Origin of the sequence: Kutzneria sp. NPDC052558, from assembly GCF_044547355.1 — a bacterium.
In the GTDB taxonomy this organism is placed as follows: domain Bacteria; phylum Actinomycetota; class Actinomycetes; order Mycobacteriales; family Pseudonocardiaceae; genus Kutzneria.
On the sequence record NZ_JBIUAG010000017.1, the window covers coordinates 50128 to 67614 of the forward strand.

Here is a 17487-nt window from a genome sequence, read left to right on the forward strand (position 1 = left end):
GAACGGTCAGACGCGCTTGAACAGAAGGGCGCGCTTGACCTCCTGGATGGCCTTGGTGACCTGGATGCCCCGTGGGCAGGCGTCGGTGCAGTTGAAGGTGGTGCGGCAGCGCCACACGCCGTCGACGTCGTTGAGGATGTCCAGGCGCTCCTCGGAACCCTCGTCGCGGCTGTCGAAGATGAAGCGGTGCGCGTTGACGATCGCCGCCGGGCCGAAGTACGAGCCCTCGGTCCAGTACACCGGGCACGACGTGGTGCAGCAGGCGCACAGGATGCACTTGGTGGTGTCGTCGAAGCGGGCCCGGTCGGCGGCCGACTGGATGCGCTCACGGGTCGGCTCGTGGCCCGTGGTCATCAGGTACGGCTTCACGGCGCGGAAAGCCTCGAAGAACGGCTCCATGTCGACGATCAGGTCCTTCTGCACCGGCAGGCCCTTGATCGGCTCCATGGTGATGGTGGTGTGCTTCCCGTTGGCGGCCAACAGGTCCTTCACCAGCACCTTGCACGCCAGCCGGTTGACGCCGTTGATGCGCATGGCGTCCGAGCCGCACACGCCGTGGGCGCAGGAGCGGCGGAAGGTCACCGAGCCGTCGATGTACCACTTGATGGTGTGCAGCACGTTGAGCACGCGGTCGCTGGGCAGCGCCGGGACCTCGAACGACTGCCAGTACGGCTCGTCGTCGAACTCCGGGTTGAAGCGCCGGATCTGCACGGTGATGGTGACCGAGCCGGGCGGCGCCGGCGGCTGCGAGCCGCGGGAACCCGAGGGCGCGGTGTCGGTGGTCGCGGTCATCAGTACTTGCGCTCCATCGGCTTGTACCGGGTGAAGGTCACCGGCTTGTAGTCCAGGCGGATGTCGGCGGACAGCTGCTCGCCCTGCTTGTACGCCATGGTGTGGCGCATGAAGTTCGTGTCGTCACGCGTCGGGTAGTCCTCCCGGGCGTGCCCGCCGCGGGACTCCTTGCGGGCGATCGCGCCGACCACCAGGATCTCGGCCAGCTCCAGCAGGAAGCCCAGCTCCACGGCCTCCAGCAGGTCGGTGTTGAACCGCTTGCCCTTGTCCTGCACGGCGACGTTGCCGTACCGCTCCTTGAGCTGCTGCACGTCGTGCAGCGCCTGCTTGAGCGTGTCCTCGGTGCGGTACACGGCGGCGTTGGCGTCCATGGTGTTCTGCAACGCGATCCGCAGGTCGGCCACGCGCTCGGAGCCGGTGGAGGTGCGCAGCCCCTCGACCATGCCCTCGACCAGGGCGGCCGGGGTCTCCGGCAGGTCCACGTGGTCGTGCACGGTGGCGGCGTACTCGGCGGCGGCGATGCCGGCGCGGCGGCCGAACACGTTGATGTCCAGCAGCGAGTTGGTGCCCAGGCGGTTCGCGCCGTGCACCGACACGCAGGCGCACTCGCCGGCGGCGTACAGGCCGGGGACGACGTTCTCGTTGTCCCGCAACACCTCGGCGTGCACGTTGGTCGGAATGCCGCCCATCGCGTAGTGCGCGGTCGGGTACACCGGCACCGGCTCGGTCACCGGGTCCACACCCAGGTAGGTGCGGGCGAACTCGGTGATGTCGGGCAGCTTGGTCTCCAGCACCTCGGCCCCGAGGTGCGTGCAGTCCAGCAGCACGTAGTCCTTGTGCGGACCGGCGCCGCGGCCCTCCAGCACCTCCAGCACCATCGACCGGGCGACGATGTCGCGGGGCGCGAGGTCCTTGATGGTGGGGGCGTAGCGCTCCATGAACCGCTCGCCGTCGGCGTTGCGCAGGATCGCGCCCTCGCCGCGGGCCCCCTCGGTGAGCAGGATGCCCAGGCCGGCCAGGCCCGTCGGGTGGAACTGGTAGAACTCCATGTCCTCCAGCGGCAGGCCCTTGCGGAAGATGATGCCCATGCCGTCGCCGGTGAGGGTGTGCGCGTTGGACGTCGTCTTGAAGACCTTGCCGAAGCCGCCGGTGGCGAACACGACCGCCTTGGCCTGGAACACGTGGATCTCGCCGGTGGCCAGCTCCAGCGCGACCGCGCCGGTGCAGACCTGGCCGCCCGGCGTGTCGGTCATGCACACGTCGAGCACGTAGAACTCGTTGAAGAACTCGATGCCGTGCTTGACGCAGTTCTGGTACAGCGTCTGGAGAATCATGTGCCCGGTGCGGTCGGCGGCGTAGCACGCGCGCCGCACGGCGGCCTTGCCGTGGTCGCGGGTGTGCCCGCCGAAGCGCCGCTGGTCGATCCGGCCCTCGGGGGTCCGGTTGAACGGCAGGCCCATCTTCTCCAGGTCGAGGACCGCGTCGATGGCTTCCTTGCACATGATCTCGGCGGCGTCCTGGTCGGTGAGGTAGTCACCGCCCTTGATCGTGTCGAAGGTGTGCCACTCCCAGTTGTCCTCCTCGACGTTGGCCAGGGCGGCGCACATGCCGCCCTGGGCCGCGCCGGTGTGGGAGCGGGTGGGGTAGAGCTTGGTCAGCACCGCGGTGCGGACGCGCTGCCCGGCCTCGATGGCCGCGCGCATCCCGGCCCCGCCGGCGCCGACGATGACCACGTCGTACTTGTGTACCTGCATGTCCGGCGTCTCCCGCGGTCAGCCGCTGATGTTCGGGTCGAAGGTGAAGATCACGAAGCTGCCCAGGGCCAGGATCAGCGCCATGGACACGTACAGCAGGATCTTCAGCCAGAACCGGGTGGTGTCCTTGCGCGCGTAGTCGTTGATCACGGTGCGCAGGCCGTTGCCGCCGTGCAGCTCGGCCAGCCACAGCATGGACAGATCCCAGAACTGCCAGAACGGCGAGGACCAGCGGCCGGCGACGAAGGCGAAGTTGATCCGGTGCACGCCGCCGTCGAGGATGTTCATGATGAACAGGTGCCCGAGCACCAGCACGATCAGCAGCAGGCCGGACAGCCGCATGAACAGCCAGCTGTAGAGCTCGAAGTTGCTCCGGCGGGCCGCCGGGCGGCGAGGGCTGCGCGGCGCCGAGATGTCGAGGGTGCTCATGTCAGTTGCCACCGCCGAAGACCGTGATGAAGCTGCGCTGGAGCATGAAGTACGCGCCGGGCACCATCACGACCACCCAGATCACGATGATCGCCCACAGCATCGGGCGCTGGAAGCGCGGGCCCTTGGCCCAGAAGTCGACCAGCATGATCCGGATGCCGTTGAGCGCGTGGTAGAGCACCGCCGCGACCAGGCCGAGCTCCAACAGGTTGACGAGCGGGTTCTTGTAGAGCTCGATCACCTTGTCGTAGGCGTTCGGCGAGACCCGAACGACCGCGGTGTCCAGCACATGCGCGAACAGGAAGAAGAAGGTCAGCACCCCGGTGATCCGGTGGGCCACCCAGGACCACATGCCCAGATCGCCGCGGTAGACGGTGCTACCGCGCCGGCTGCTGCCCCCTGTTCCCTCTGCTGCGCCCGTCGGCGGGGCGGTGGTACTGGCCATGGTGCGGGTGGCCTCCAGCGTCAGTGGTGGGCACGGCCCCAAGGCGTGCGGCAGCACGGGGCCTTGACCCTCCGGATGCTAGACCGGGGGTCTGTTCCCGGCCCAACGGCGAGCGGCCGTCTGTGATCGATGAGACATGAGACGGTGTGGTCCAGGCCGCTTTAACGATCAAGCAGGGCGTCCCGGCACAGCCGGTCGGCGCGGCGGGTGGTCTCGGGCTGCCGGTACTTCGGGGCCAGCCGCAACACCTGCGCGCACGCGGTGTCCAGGTCGATCCGGTGTCCGATCGAGACGAACAGCGGCTTGACCTCCCGCTGGGTGCGCAAAGCCCGCCCCACCACGTCGTCGCCGTCCCTGAGCGGCGTCCAGTCGCCGCGCTCGGGGCCGGGCGGGTCGTAGTGGCCCATCGGGGTCTTGGCCACGCCGACCGACGGCAGCCCGGTGACCACGCCCAGGTGGCTGGCCAGGCCGAACCGGCGGGGATGGGCCACGCCCTGGCCGTCGCAGATCAACAGATCGGGCGACACCGTCAGCCGATCGAGCGCGGCCAGCAGCGCCGGCAGTTCACGGAATGCGAACAAGCCTGGCACGTAAGGGAAATCTGTGACGCCAGGCACAACCGCCCGATCCACCGTTTCGAGTGACCCGATATCGAGCACCACCACCGCCGCGGCCAGCCGGTCCGATCCCTCGTCGTAGGCCACGTCCAGGCCGGCGGCCGTGCGGGGCCGGAAGTCGGCCGGCGGGCGCGGGTCCACCAGCGGGGCCATCCGGATCTGGAGCTCGATCGCCTGCTCGGGAGTCGAGGGCCAGTCGTCGATCAGGTTCACGGGAAGCGCCTGTCCGAGGCCATCTCGCCGCGCTCGTCGAAGATCCGCTCGCGGGCCAGCCGGCCGTCCGGGCGCCAGTCCCGGGCCACGCCGACGACCACGCCTTTGCGCACCGTCTGCTCCGACTTGGGCGTGCCATCCTCGTACCACTCGCGGCGCGGGCCGTCCTCCACGCCGTAGCGGTAGGTCACCAGCGACGTCACCTCGCCGCTGTAGCCGTGGGTCACCGCCTCGCCGGTGAAGGCGTGGCCGTCGTGCCGCAGGCGCGCGCCGTCGTCCCACTCCACGGTGCTGACCTGGAGGTCGATGCGGGGCAGCGGCGGCTCGTCGGACGGCGCCTCGCGCTCGTCGGTGAGGAAACCGCCGTCATCCCAGCGCTGGATCTTGGTGACGGCGCCTTTCTGGTCGTGCACGGTCAGGTCCCGGAGCCGGCCGTTGCGGTGCCAGCGCCGCCATTCCCCGACCCGGACGCCCTGCTCGTGCCGGCCCTCCGCGTCCGGGGACCACCAGGGGCCGTCGGGCACGCCGTCCCGGTAGGACGTGATCTTGTCGCCCTCGGCCAGCTGGCCGGTGAACGGGGCCCCGTCGAGGGTTCTGACGCCGTCCCGCTCGATCGTTCGGGCCCGGTCGACCCGGGTCGTCGGCTCGCCGCGCTCGTCCCAGACGCTCGCGCCGTCCTGTGCCGGCATGCCGTTGGGATGCCAGCGCCGGTCCCCGTCGCTGCGCAGAATGCCGCTGTCGTACCAGGTTCTGGTCGTCCGGCGCTCGCCGTCCTGGTAGATCTCCAGTGACAGCAGGCGATCCCCGTTCTCCCGGACCAGCTCCCCGGTGAACGGCTCGCCGCCGTGGATCAGCCGGCCCCGCTCGTCGTGGGTCGGCGCGTCCCCGTACAGCTCGATGCGCTTGGCCCTCGGCGGCAGGAAAGCGCCGTCCAGCACCGCTTCCGCCAGGTTCGCCGCCGACAGGTCCACGTCGTCCAGCATCGCCGCCGTCAGGTTCGCCCCGCGCAGATCCGCGTCCTTGAACACCGCGCCGATCGCCGACACCCGGGTCAGGTTGGCCCCGCTCAGCCTCGCCCCGGCCAGGTTCGCGTCGTCCAGGTTCGCGTCCTGCAACTGCGCATCCGCCAGGTCGGCCCCGCGCAGATCCGCGCTGGTCAGCTGGGCCTCGTCCAGCTCCGCCTTGCGCAGCACCACGTCCCGCAGGTCCGCCCCGGCCAGCACCGCCCCGCTCAGCGGCGCCCCCGTCAGGTCCGCCCCGCGCAGGTCCAGTCCCGTGAAGTCGCCGACGCCTTCGTCGAGCCAGTCCTCCAGCGCGACCGCCGCGTCGTCATCGTCCGGCCAGCGGACCGGCAGCCACTCACTCACCCTTACGACCGTACTGTCACCGGACCCGCTCGGACATCCCCGTTCTCCGCAAGGGGACGGCATTGTGCTTCGCGTCGAAGCGTTTCACAGCCTGCCGTGGCCGCCGACCGGCTGGCCGTCCTCGTCCCAGAGGTTCTCCGACACCAGCAGTCCGCGCTCGTCGAACCGCTTCTCCTTGGCCAGCTGGCCGTTGGGGTGCCACTCCCGCGACGGCCCGACAACCCGTCCGTTGTGGATGGTCCGCTCGGCCTTGAGTTCCTCGCCGTCGTACCACTCCCGCTGCACGCCTTCGCGGATGCCGTCGACGTAGGTGATCAACGACGTCACCTCGTCGAGCCAGTTGTGCGTGACCGCCTCGCCGGTGAACGGCACGCCCCGGTGCAGCAGGCGCGCGCTGTCGTCCCACTCGACCTCGTCGGTCTGGATGTCGATGCGCTCCATGTGCCTCACTCCGGAATGAACTCGCCCTTTTCACCTGGGAATGCGGTGAGCCTGCCAGCGTTGCTCGGCACGCCCTCCAACGTTACATTGCAGTTCGCGCAACACGGCGCCTGCTTCACCTCGGGGCCGAACGGGAAGTAGTTGTCCACCCGCATCTCCGGCAGGTCCGCCTCGGTCGGCGGGTGATCCATCTTGCCCTCGTCGTACAGCCGCTGCCGTTCCCACAGCGAGGCGTTGACGGCCTTCACCTCGGCATGCCCCAGCGGGTGGTCGGGATGCATGTTGTTGGCAGGGTCCGCGCGCAGGTCCTCGACGTGGTCGTACCGGCCCTGCAGCGCCGGATGCAGCGGGTCGGCCAGGTCTTCGTTGACGCCGTTCGCACCCTCCCAGACCGCGCCGGTGCGGCGGTCGACCGACACCGCGGTGACCTGGCCGATGGAGTTGGAGCTGATGTCCGGCGTGTTGTCGAGCCGCTCGGGTGGCCGCGGCTTGTCCAGCGAGCCGATCTCCCGCTGCCGGCCCTGGGCCTTCAGTTCGTCGACCTGACGCTTGTACTCATCGCGCTGTGCCTGGTATTCGGCCTTGCGCCGGGCGTTTTCGTCGTCGATGTGCCGGGTCCGCTCGACCTCGGCCTTCTGTGCGTCGTGGTATTGCTGCGCGCGGCCCTGCGCGATCCCGGTCGTGTACTGCTCGACCGGCTTCTTGTCGACGTGCGTGATCAGCCCGTTCTTGTCCCGGTCGACCCGGGACTCGTCGATCTGCTCCAGCTTCTTGGTCTCCGAGTTGAGCGGCTTGGAGAACGGACCGCCGTCCTTGCCGCCCGGGATGTGGGGTGGGTTGCCGCCGCCACCTCCGCCGCCTCCGCCGCCACCGGGCGGCGGGTTGTTCGGACCGTTGCCGCCGCCACCCCCGCCGGGCAGCTTCGGCGGGGTTTTGTCGTGGCCGCCGCCCCCGCCGCCGACAGTGCTGCCGCCCCGCCCGCCGCCGCCGGAGACGTTCTTGACGTCCTTGCCGCCGCTGCCGCTCCCGGTGCTGACGCCGGAGGCGCTGCGCGTGCCGCCGCCGGGCAGGTGCTTGGACTTGGCGTCAGGATGGACCTTGAGCAGCCCGTCCCGGCCCTTGTGGTCGGCCTCCTCGTGCAGGTCGCCGGTCTTGCCCAGGTTCTGGCCGGCCTTGTCGGCGACCCGGCCGCCCTCCTTGAACACCTTGCCGGTGATCTCGACCCCGCGGCCCATCGCCTTGGCCACCACCGAGCCGATGCCGGACCGGTCGTTGCCGGCGTGCTGGACGAGGTTCTGCCCGGCGGTGTCGAGCTTCTCGCCTGCGGCGGAGACGGTCTGCCCGAACTTCGACAGGTTGCTGCCCGAACGGCGCAGATGATCCGGATTCGTATGGATCTTGCTCACACGCGGCCTCCCCGGTCCTGGTCGGGCATTCGACGTGTTACGGCCGTCCCCGGTTCCTGGTTACGAAGAGTAAATATGCGCCGACAGTTCGTCCGGCCGGGTCAACGATTCGGTTACACGGACCGTGACCGGTGTCGTGGGCCGGGGACCGGGAGGTACCGTTTCGCCCTCGGCGGGACCGGCACCGACAACGGGGTCGGGGATCGCAGCTCGCCGGAGCAGGGAGAGGACGACCAACCGTGCGTCGAATGCGTGGAGTAGCGGTAGCGGCGATCGCGCTGACCAGCGTGATGTCGATGGCCGCGTGTGCCAAGGACAGCACGTCCAGCAGCGCTGGCGGCAGCAGCAACGCGTCGTCGGGCAGCGGCTGCAAGCTGAACACGCCGCCCACGGCCGCCGCGGCGGGCTCGAGCACCACCACCAGCTCGACCAAGGTGGACGGCAGCGCCCTCAAGGTGGGCCTGGCCTACGACATCGGCGGCCGCGGCGACGCGTCGTTCAACGACGCGGCGGCGGCCGGCCTTGACGAGGCCAAGGCGCAGTTGGGCGTGAAGGACGTCAAGGAGACGACGGCCTCGCCGAACGAGTCGGACGCGGCCAAGGCGGACCGGCTCCGCCAGATGGCGCAGCAGGGCTACAACCCGATCGTCACGGTCGGCTTCGCATACGGCCCGGCGCTCCAGACCGTGGCCAAGGAGTTCCCGAACACCAAGTTCGCCATCGTCGACTCGACGGTAGAGAACTCGCCGAACGTCACCCCGCTGACCTTCACCGAGGAGCAGGGTTCCTTCCTGGTCGGCGTGATCGCGGCCTACAAGTCCAAGTCCTGCCACGTCGGCTTCGTCGGCGGCGTGAACGTGCCGCTGATCCAGAAGTTCCAGGCCGGCTTCGACGCGGGCGCCAAGGCGGCCGCCCCGGACATCAAGATCGAGGACAAGTACATCACCCCGGCCGGCGACAACACCGGCTTCCAGGCCCCGGACAAGGGCCGCCTGGTCGCCCAGGGCGAGCTGTCGGCCGGCGCCGACGTCGTCTACGCCGCGGCCGGCAACTCCAACAAGGGTGTCTTCGACGCGGCCAAGTCCAAGAGCGGCTCGTACGCCATCGGCTGCGACTCCGACCAGTACAAGCAGCCGACCGTGGCCGACGACAAGGACATCATCATCTCCTCGATGATGAAGCGGGTCGACACCGCGGTCTACGACTTCGTGCGCGGCGTCGCGGCCAACGACCTGACCAGCATCCCCAAGGTCTTCGACCTGGCGGTGGGCGGCGTGGACTACGCCACCTCGGGCGGCAAGATCGACGACATCAAGAGCACCGTCGACGCCTACAAGGCCCAGATCATCTCCGGCGCGATCAAGGTCCCCTCGACCCTGTCCGGCAGCTGACCACTGCGGCAACGCACCCCTACCGCGGGCCCGCCAGATTGGCCGGGCCCGCGGTAGTGCTGTAAGGAGTCCCCCATGACCACCGCCACCGACCGCGGCGCCCCCGCGGTCGCGCTCACCGGGATCACCAAGCGCTTCCCCGGCGTCGTGGCCAACGACGACATCCGGCTCACCGTCCGGTCCGGCGAGGTGCACGCGCTGTGCGGCGAGAACGGCGCCGGCAAGTCCACCCTGATGAAGATCCTCTACGGCATGCAGCAGCCGGACGAGGGCACCATCGAGGTGGGCGGCGCCGAGATCCGCTTCCGCACCCCGGCCGACGCCATCAAGGCCGGCATCGGCATGGTGCACCAGCACTTCATGCTCGCCGACAACCTCACCGTGCAGGAGAACGTCGTGCTCGGCGCCGAGTCGCTGCACGGCATCGGCGGCCGGGCCCGCGCCCGCATCCAGGAGCTGGCCGGCCAGACCGGCCTGCGCGTCGATCCCGGCGAGCTGGTCGAGCAGCTCGGTGTGGCCGACCGGCAGCGGGTGGAGATCCTCAAGGTGCTCTACCGCGGCGCCCGGATCATCATCCTCGACGAGCCGACCGCCGTGCTGGTGCCGCAGGAGGTCGACGAGCTGTTCGACACCCTGCGCGGCATGCGCGAGCAGGGCTTCACGTTCCTGTTCATCTCGCACAAGCTGGACGAGGTGCGGGCCATCGCCGACAGCATCACGGTGATCCGCCGTGGCACCACCGTCGGCACCGTCGACCCGAAGACGGTCACCTCGCGCCAGCTGGCCGAGATGATGGTCGGCTCCGAGCTGCCCAGCCCCGAGACCCGCGAGTCCACCGTGACCGACCGGGCCGTGCTGACCGTGGCCGGGCTGCACCTTTCCGACGCCGGCGGGCGCACCGTGCTCGACGAGATCGACCTGGCCGTGCACGCGGGCGAGGTCGTCGGCATCGCCGGCGTCGAGGGCAACGGCCAGACCGAGCTGGTCGAGGCGATCATGGGCATGCGCCGGGCCGACGGCGGCTCGGTGCTGCTGGTCAACTCCGACGGTGCGATCACCGACCTGTCCAAGCTGAACACGCTGCACCGCCGCGAGGCCGGCATCGGCTACATCCCCGAGGACCGGCACCGGCACGGCCTGCTGCTCACACAGTCGTTGTGGTTCAACCGGATCCTGGGCTTCCAGACCCGCAAGCCCGTGGTCAACGGGCGCTGGCTGGACGTGGAGGGGGCCCGCAAGGACACCGCGCGCATCGTCGAGCAGTTCGACGTCCGCACGCCCGGCATCGAGGTGCCGGCGGCCGCGCTGTCCGGCGGCAACCAGCAGAAGCTCATCGTCGGCCGCGAGCTGTCCGGCGACCCGGTGCTGCTGATCGCCTCGCACCCGACCCGCGGCGTCGACGTCGGCGCGCAGGCCCTGATCTGGGAGCAGATCAAGCAGGCCCGCAGCGCCGGCCTGGCCGTGCTGCTGGTGTCGGCCGACCTGGACGAGCTGATCGGCCTGTCCGACACGATCAAGGTGATGCTGCGCGGACGGCTGGTCGCGGACGCCGATCCGGCGACGGTCACGCCCGAGGAACTGGGCAGCGCCATGACCGGCGCGACGACCGGTGGAGAGGTGGAGGCCTGATGCGCTCGCTGCGTGGCAAGCTGTTGCCGCCCGTGGTGGCGATCGTGTTCTCGGCGCTGCTGTGTTCGGTGGCCCTGATCGTCTCGGGCGCCAATCCGGCCCGGGCGCTGGCCGTGATGGTGGTGCAGGTCGGCCACAACACCACCGCCGTGGACATCATCAACAGCGCGTCGGTCTACTACCTGGTCGGCATCGCGGTCGCCATCGGGTTCAAGATGAACCTGTTCAACATCGGCGTCGAGGGCCAGTACCGGATCGGCGCGGTGTTCGCGGCGATCGTCGGCGGCGAGCTGAACCTGCCGCCGGTGCTGGGCCAGATCGTGATCATCGCGGTGGCCATGCTCGGTGGCGCGGTGTTCGCGGCGCTGCCGGCGATCCTCAAGGTCACCCGCGGCGTCAGCGAGGTGATCACGACCATCATGCTCAACGCCATCTCGCTGGGCATCATCGCGCTGCTGATCAAGCAGGGCGCGTTCGGCGTGCTGAGCAACAACAACATCGGCACCCGGCCGATCCCGGCCGCCGACTGGATCCCGGGCATCCCGCTCGGCTCGGCCGGCACGGTCTTCGGGTTCGTGGTGATCGCCGTCCTTGTCGGCGTGGGCTACTGGGTGATGCTCAACCGCACCCGGTTCGGCTTCGAGCTTCAGGCCTCCGGCGAGTCGCCGACCGCGGCCACTGCCGGCGGCGTGGACGCCAAGCGCATGATCGTGATCGCGATGCTGCTGTCCGGCGCGATCGCGGGCCTCACCGCGCTGCCGGAACTGCTCGGCCGCGACCACACGTACACGCTGATCTCCCCGCAGGGCTACGGCTTCACCGGCATCGCGGTGGCGCTGCTCGGGCGCAACAACCCCGGCGGCATCGCCTTCGGCGCGGTGCTGTGGGCCTTCCTGGACCAGGCCGCGGTGTCGCTGGACGTGATCCAGGTGCCCCGGGAGATCGTCACCATCATGCAGGGCGCGATCGTGCTGTCGGTCGTCGTGTCCTACGAGGTGATCCGCCGGCTCGAACTGGCCGCTGAGCAACGCAGGGTCGGCAGCCAGCTGGCCGCCGCGACCACCGGGAGCGCGTCGTGATCGACATGAACCCTCCGGCGTCGGTCACCCGCGCCGCCGCCCCGGTCAGGCGCAGGCTTCCCGGCTGGGCCAACGGAATTCTGTGGACGCTGGCGGCCATCGTGCTGCTCACCGTGACCGCGGACCTGACCGGCCTGCCCAACATCACCGCCACCTCCACCGTCCAGGCCGGACTCCAGCTGGCGGTGCCGCTGCTGCTGGCCGGTCTCGGCGGCCTGTGGGCGGAGCGGGCCGGTGTGGTCAACATCGGCCTCGAGGGCATGATGATCCTCGGCACCTGGGGCGCGGCCTGGGCCGGCTACCAGTGGGGCCCGTGGTCGGCGGTGGTCGGCGGCATCGTGTTCGGCGCGCTGGGCGGCCTGCTGCACGCGCTGGCCACGGTCACCTTCGGCGTCAACCACATCGTGTCCGGTGTGGCGATCAACCTGCTCGGCGCCGGTGTCGCCAAGTACCTGTCCACGCTGATCTTCGCGCCGGTGTCGCACAACCCGCGGCAGTCGCCGAAGGTGGAGGGCTTCGACACCTACTCGGCGCAGCCGGTCGCGGACTGGCTGGCCGACCTGGAGAAGCAGCAGCGGTACGTCATCTCCGACGTGGCCGGCATCCTGCACGGCGTGCTGTCCGGGGTGTCCCCGCTGACGATGATTACCATCCTGTTGGTGCCGATCAGCTTCGTGGTGCTGTGGCACACCCGGTTCGGCCTGCGGCTGCGGTCCTGCGGCGAGAACCCGGTGGCGGCGGAGTCGTTGGGCGTCAACGTGTACCTGCAGAAGTACGTGGCCGTGGTGATCTCCGGCGGCTTCGCCGGGCTCGGCGGCGCGGCGCTGGTGCTGGCCCCCGGCCAGAACGGCTACCTGGAGAACCAGACCAACGGCCGCGGCTACATCGGTCTGGCCGCCATGATCTTCGGCAACTGGCGGCCGGGCGGCCTGCTCGGCGGCGCGGCGCTGTTCGGCTACGCCGACGGCCTGCAGACGCTGACCGACGGCAAGACCGTGCTGGGCCTGTTCTACGGCATCTCGCTGCTGGTCTGGGTGATCGCGCTGGTGCAGCTGATCCGTCGCAAGTGGATCGTCGGCCTGGTGTCCGTCCTGGTCGGCGGTGCGCTGTACCTGCTGTACCTGTCGATCGAATCGCTGCCGCAGGAGCTGACCACCTACCTGCCGCACATCGTGACCATCGTGGTGTTGGCCATGTCGTCCCAACGATTGCGGATGCCGGCGGCCGATGGCCTGGTGTACCGACGAGGACAGGGAAGTTAGTTGTCCACTGTGGACTGGAAGTTGCTGCGGCGCGAAGCCGTGGCCGCGGCGGCGTCGGCCTACTGCCCCTACTCGGGGCTTCAGGTCGGGGCCGCCGCCCTGTGCGACGACGGGCGCGTCGTGACCGGCTGCAACGTCGAGAACGCCGCCTACGGCGTGGCTTTGTGCGCCGAGTGCACGATGGCCGGGCAGCTGCGGCTGACCGGCGGCGGCAAGTTCGTGGCGGTGGCGTGTCGCAGCGGCGATGGCGAGCTGCTGATGCCGTGCGGGCGCTGCCGGCAGATCATCTTCGAGCTGGGCGGCCCGGACTGCCTGGTGGACACCCCGCGCGGTGTGCTTACGATGCGGGAAGTTCTGCCAGACGCGTTCGGACCAGAGGACCTGCCGTGAAGCACTTCAACGCCGTCGAGATCATCCGCGCCAAGCGGGATCGGCGGTCCCTGACCAGCGAGCAGATCGACTGGGTCGTCGACGCCTACACCAAGGGCGTGGTCGCCGAGGAGCAGATGTCCGCGCTGGCCATGGCAATCCTGTTGAACGGCATGGATTCCGCCGAGACCGCGCGGTGGACCCGAGCGATGGTCGAATCCGGCGAGCGGCTGACGCTGCACGTGGACCGGCCGACCGTGGACAAGCACTCCACCGGCGGCGTCGGCGACAAGATCACGCTGCCGCTGGCCCCGCTGGTCGCCGCCTGCGGCGCCGCCGTGCCGCAGCTGTCCGGCCGCGGCCTCGGTCACACCGGCGGCACCCTGGACAAGCTGGAGTCCATTCCCGGCTGGCGAGCCCAACTGTCCACTGAGGACATTCGGGCCCAGCTGCGCTCGGTCGGCGCGGTCGTCTGCGCCGCCACCGAGGGGCTCGCCCCGGCCGACCGCAAGCTGTACGCGCTGCGGGACGTGACCGGGACCGTCGAGTCGGTGCCGCTGATCGCCAGCTCCATCATGAGCAAGAAGATCGCCGAGGGCGCCGGCTCGCTGGTGCTGGACGTCAAGGTCGGCTCGGGCGCGTTCATGAAGAACCTGGCCGACGCCACCGAGCTGGCCCGGGCCCTGGTGTCCATCGGCGTCGACCACGGTCTTCGGATCAGCGCGGTGCTCACCGACATGTCCGTGCCGCTGGGGCGGGCCGTCGGCAACGCCGTCGAGGTCGCCGAGTCGGTCGAGGTGCTCAAGGGCGGCGGTCCGGCCGACGTCGTGGAGCTGACCGTCGCGCTGGCCCGGGAAATGCTCTCGCTGGCCGGACTGTCCGAAGTGGACCCCGCTGGGGTGCTGGCGTCCGGCGACGCCTACGAGACCTGGTGTCGGATGATCTCCGCCCAGGGCGGCGACCCCGAGGCCCCGCTGCCCACCGCCCAGCACGTCGAGGTGGTCGAGGCGGCCGAGGACGGCGTGCTCGTCGGCCTGGACGCCTACTCCGTCGGCGTCGCCGCCTGGCGGCTCGGGGCCGGGCGGGCCCGCAAGGAGGATCCGGTGCAGCACGCCGCCGGCGTGCTGTGCCTGGCCAAGCCCGGCGACACCGTCCACAAGGGACAGCCGCTGCTCGAACTGCGCACCGACACCCCGGACCTGCTGGCCGCCGGCCGCGACGCCCTCACCGGCGGCATCCTCATCGGCGACGCCCTCACCTCACCCGCCACCCCCTTGATCATCGACACCATCCGCGGCTGACCTCCCGCCAGGAAAGGCCCGATCCTGCCGTTGGGTGCGGTGAAAGGCCCGTTGCTGGCGTTGGGCGCGGTGAAGGGACCTTTCCTCTCGCTGGATGACAGGAAGGGCCCCTTCATGACATGCGGTGAAGGGGCCCTTCCTGGCGTTCAGCGTCATGAAGGGCCCCATACTGACGTTCAACGTCAGGATCGGTCCCTTGATCTTGCGGCGTCAGCTGGTGCGCCAGTCGATGCGGCCGTCGGTGGTGGTGTCGGGGCGGCTGTGCCGGACCTTGCTGCGGTCCTCCAGCGCGGTGGCGATCTGCTCCAGCATCTCGGTGAGGCTGCGCCACTCCGGCCCGTGCGCCTCGGCCCGCTCGTGGTCCCACTCCATCACGCAGCCGCGCAGCGGGCCCGGCCGCAGGTCGACGACCAGCGCGTCGCCCAGGCCGTCGAAGGCGAACGGCACCCAGAGCGGGTGGTAGCTGTTGCCGGCCGAGCCGGCGTCCGGCCCGCACTCCGGCGTGTCCCAGGTGTCGGCCCACAGCTTTCGCTGCACCCGGAACGCGTCCAGCGCGCCCTGCGGCCCGTGCGGGGTGTAGAAGGGGGGAATGATCTCGGCGAACGCCGAGTTCCCGGTGCCACCGCACACCGACCACCACTCGTGCAGGTCGTCGGGCAGGTCGACACCGATCTCCTGCTCGAGGATCACGACATCTTCCCGGTCTGCCATCGTGCGCAGCACCGACCCGGTGGACGGTGCGTAGAAGGACAGCCAGCGCACGATCCGACCCCACGCGTCGGCCACTGCCATTCGTTCATGATCGAGTAAGAACGGCCGTATCGGTACCGCCCAACGGAGGACGGGCCGGAGTTTCCGGCTTCCGGCTGACGACATCGCGCCGATCGGGTTAACCTGCGGCCCTGACCATGGGTGAGGTGGCTGCCGTGTCCGACACCGAGACGATGTGGGCCCCGCCTGACGACGGCCGGCCGCCGCAGCGCCCGGACCGCAAGCCGATGATCGCCTTCCTGATCGTCCTGGTGATCACCCTGCTGGCCGCCGCCGCGATGGGCGGCTACCTGCTGGGCCTGCGCACCGCGCAGTCCGAACAGGCGGCCCTGCCCTCCAGCATCGCGCCGACCACCACGTCCTCGGCCCCTGCGACCACCACGACCGCGCCGACGACCACCACCGACACGACCACGACGACCACCACCATGACCGTCGCCGTCGGCACCGTCCGCAACGCCACCCCGGCCGGCTCGCCGGTCGTGCTCAACGTCGGCTACGGGGTCAACCTCGACAGCACGCAGCCCAACTGGGACGTGGTGCCGAGCAGCGACCCGACCTACTTCACCGACCTCCGGTTCGACACCCAGGACACCGTCACCAGCTCCGGCCGGGGCTTCGCGCAGACCCAGCCGAGCTCCGGCTACGCCGACTGCGCCGCCGCCACCGCGTACACGCCGCTGCTGGACATCAACCAGATCCTGGCCGGCGGGGCGTACTGCACGACCAGCCCGCAGGGCCGGTTCGCGCTGGTCGTGTTCCATCCGGCGGTGGGCGGACAGCTGACCTTCGACCTGACCGTGTGGGAGAAGACCCCCTAGTCAACTGTGATGATCGAGCGACCACGTAGGCTCTGCCCCGTTCCCGCAGACAGCGCTGGCCGTGACCGGGAGGTCTCCAGATGGCTCAGGACATCGTCCCGATCGAGCTCGGGCTCCCCCAGGGCGACCTGATCACCCTGTGGGCGCCGCGCTGGCGCGAGGAAGGCGAGGAGTGGGAGGCGTTCCTCGGGCACGAGGAGGACCTCTACGCCTTCCCGGACGCCGCGCGGCTGGCCGCCTTCGTGCGGACCGCCACCGAGCACGACCTGACCGACCACCCGGCGTGGCACGTGCTGCCGGCGCTGTCGGCCGTCGAGCTGGCGCCGGACGAGAACCACCAGTTCGACCTGGTGGGCGTGCCCGAGCTGGTGTCGGAGGACCCGGACACCTGGACCATCGGCGAGCTCGCCGACGTGGTGTCGATCCTGCGCTCGCTGGCCGACGTGTGCGAGCTGGACAAGGTCAACGAGGTGCTGGACTCGGTGGACGGCTTCGCGCTGCTGCCGCAGGGCACGTTCCCGTTCACCGGGCGGGACGGCGAGCGCCGCTGGACCGAGCTGGCCAAGGTCGTGGTCGAGCGCTGGGACGAGGTGCTCGACGCCATCGACGGCATCGTCACCGTGCCCGAGGTCGACGAGAAGGCCCTGGCCGAGGCCGAGCAGGAGCTGGCCGACGCCGAGGCCCAGGCGGCCGCCGACGCCGAGGCCGACGCGGACGCCGCCGAGCGCGAGCCCGACGACGAGCCCGAGGACCTGGGCTTCTGGGGCGAGGTCGGCATCGACCCCGTCAAGATCATCCTGGGCGACCAGGAGTACTACACGCTGCGCTGCTACGTCGACGACGAGCCGGTCTTCCTGGGCCACAGCGGCGAGATCGACGTCTTCGGCTCGGCCAAGGCGCTGGGCCGCTTCCTGGTCAACACCGGCAACGAGCTGGCCGGCAACGACATCACCGAGGTCGCCACCTGGGACGAGGTCGCCACCAAGGCCACCGCCGGCGAGCTCGAGGTCGAGGTGCACGACGACAACGTCTACGTGCTCAACGGCATCGCCGAGGACATCGCCGAGGGCGTCGACGCCGTCGACCCCGTGCAGCTGGACCTGGCGGTCGAGCTGCTGGAGGACGCCGCGGCGTGGGCCGGCGACGACTCCGTGAGCGAGGCCCTGGCCCAGTCCGAGAGCCTGGGCTGGCTGGTGTCGTTCGTGGTCCGCCCCGACCCGACCCGGATGGCGCCCAGCGCCCCGTTCGACGCCGAGGTCGAGGCCTGGAAGGCGCTCATCGAGGGCCTCGAGGCCCGCTTCCGCACCCACTGATCCCGCTCTCCCGGGCTGGTCGCTGTGTGGAAGGGGGGGGGTGGTCCCCCCCGGGGGGGGGGAACAGCCCGACACCCCAAATGTTTT

Annotated in this window: 17 protein-coding genes; 8 read left to right on the forward strand and 9 right to left on the reverse strand. The window is 70.1% G+C overall.

Going from position 1 to position 17487, the window contains the following annotated elements; genetic code table 11:
* Positions 1-6 precede the first annotated feature (6 nt).
* The 8 genes from ACIG5F_RS28200 to ACIG5F_RS28235 form a co-directional block, all read right to left on the reverse strand.
* The gene (locus ACIG5F_RS28200; protein WP_396522531.1) at positions 7-792 is read right to left on the reverse strand and encodes a succinate dehydrogenase iron-sulfur subunit; all 786 of its coding nucleotides are present in this window, start codon (positions 790-792) and stop codon (positions 7-9) included.
* Complete coding sequence (gene sdhA / locus ACIG5F_RS28205; protein WP_396522533.1) at positions 792-2546, reverse strand: succinate dehydrogenase flavoprotein subunit; 1755 nt, start codon at positions 2544-2546, stop codon at positions 792-794. Before sdhA ends, ACIG5F_RS28200 begins: the two co-directional genes overlap by 1 nt.
* Before the next feature lie 18 nt (positions 2547-2564).
* On the reverse strand, positions 2565-2975 hold the full coding sequence (locus tag ACIG5F_RS28210) for a succinate dehydrogenase hydrophobic membrane anchor subunit (RefSeq protein WP_396522535.1): 411 nt from the start codon (positions 2973-2975) through the stop codon (positions 2565-2567).
* 1 nt (position 2976) lies between these two features.
* A complete protein-coding gene (gene sdhC / locus ACIG5F_RS28215; protein ID WP_396522537.1) occupies positions 2977-3420 on the reverse strand; it encodes a succinate dehydrogenase, cytochrome b556 subunit in 444 nt (147 codons plus the stop codon).
* A gap of 161 nt (positions 3421-3581) precedes the next feature.
* Complete coding sequence (locus ACIG5F_RS28220) at positions 3582-4250, reverse strand: endonuclease V (RefSeq protein WP_396522539.1); 669 nt, start codon at positions 4248-4250, stop codon at positions 3582-3584.
* On the reverse strand, positions 4247-5617 hold the full coding sequence (locus ACIG5F_RS28225) for a pentapeptide repeat-containing protein (RefSeq protein ID WP_396522541.1): 1371 nt from the start codon (positions 5615-5617) through the stop codon (positions 4247-4249). The genes ACIG5F_RS28220 and ACIG5F_RS28225 overlap by 4 nt, the downstream gene beginning before the upstream one ends.
* An 84-nt stretch (positions 5618-5701) precedes the next feature.
* Positions 5702-6058, reverse strand: coding sequence for a toxin-antitoxin system YwqK family antitoxin (locus ACIG5F_RS28230; RefSeq protein ID WP_396522543.1), 357 nt, complete (start codon positions 6056-6058; stop codon positions 5702-5704).
* 5 nt (positions 6059-6063) lie between these two features.
* Complete coding sequence (locus tag ACIG5F_RS28235) at positions 6064-7464, reverse strand: hypothetical protein (protein ID WP_396522545.1); 1401 nt, start codon at positions 7462-7464, stop codon at positions 6064-6066.
* A gap of 248 nt (positions 7465-7712) precedes the next feature.
* Between ACIG5F_RS28235 and ACIG5F_RS28240 the strand changes: the two genes are divergently transcribed.
* The 6 genes from ACIG5F_RS28240 (at position 7713) to ACIG5F_RS28265 (ending at position 14495) form a co-directional block, all read left to right on the forward strand.
* Positions 7713-8855 (forward strand): BMP family protein, encoded by a 1143-nt coding sequence (locus ACIG5F_RS28240; protein WP_396522547.1) that lies wholly within the window; start codon positions 7713-7715, stop codon positions 8853-8855.
* 75 nt (positions 8856-8930) lie between these two features.
* Positions 8931-10484 (forward strand): ABC transporter ATP-binding protein, encoded by a 1554-nt coding sequence (locus tag ACIG5F_RS28245; RefSeq protein WP_396522549.1) that lies wholly within the window; start codon positions 8931-8933, stop codon positions 10482-10484.
* Complete coding sequence (locus ACIG5F_RS28250; RefSeq protein WP_396522551.1) at positions 10484-11563, forward strand: ABC transporter permease; 1080 nt, start codon at positions 10484-10486, stop codon at positions 11561-11563. Before ACIG5F_RS28245 ends, ACIG5F_RS28250 begins: the two co-directional genes overlap by 1 nt.
* 5 nt (positions 11564-11568) lie before the next feature.
* The gene (locus tag ACIG5F_RS28255) at positions 11569-12825 is read left to right on the forward strand and encodes an ABC transporter permease (RefSeq protein ID WP_396522806.1); all 1257 of its coding nucleotides are present in this window, start codon (positions 11569-11571) and stop codon (positions 12823-12825) included.
* The gene (locus ACIG5F_RS28260) at positions 12826-13215 is read left to right on the forward strand and encodes a cytidine deaminase (protein WP_396522553.1); all 390 of its coding nucleotides are present in this window, start codon (positions 12826-12828) and stop codon (positions 13213-13215) included.
* Positions 13212-14495 (forward strand): thymidine phosphorylase, encoded by a 1284-nt coding sequence (locus tag ACIG5F_RS28265; RefSeq protein ID WP_396522555.1) that lies wholly within the window; start codon positions 13212-13214, stop codon positions 14493-14495. The genes ACIG5F_RS28260 and ACIG5F_RS28265 overlap by 4 nt, the downstream gene beginning before the upstream one ends.
* A gap of 210 nt (positions 14496-14705) precedes the next feature.
* Here the strand turns inward: ACIG5F_RS28265 and ACIG5F_RS28270 are convergent, their stop codons facing one another.
* Entirely contained in the window at positions 14706-15287 is a 582-nt protein-coding gene (locus ACIG5F_RS28270; protein ID WP_396522557.1) for an SMI1/KNR4 family protein, read from the reverse strand.
* A 134-nt stretch (positions 15288-15421) separates the two neighbouring features.
* Between ACIG5F_RS28270 and ACIG5F_RS28275 the strand changes: the two genes are divergently transcribed.
* Both ACIG5F_RS28275 and ACIG5F_RS28280 read left to right on the forward strand, forming a co-directional pair.
* A complete protein-coding gene (locus ACIG5F_RS28275) occupies positions 15422-16087 on the forward strand; it encodes a hypothetical protein (protein WP_396522559.1) in 666 nt (221 codons plus the stop codon).
* A gap of 80 nt (positions 16088-16167) precedes the next feature.
* On the forward strand, positions 16168-17400 hold the full coding sequence (locus tag ACIG5F_RS28280) for a primosomal protein (RefSeq protein WP_396522561.1): 1233 nt from the start codon (positions 16168-16170) through the stop codon (positions 17398-17400).
* The last annotated feature ends 87 nt before the right edge of the window (positions 17401-17487 follow it).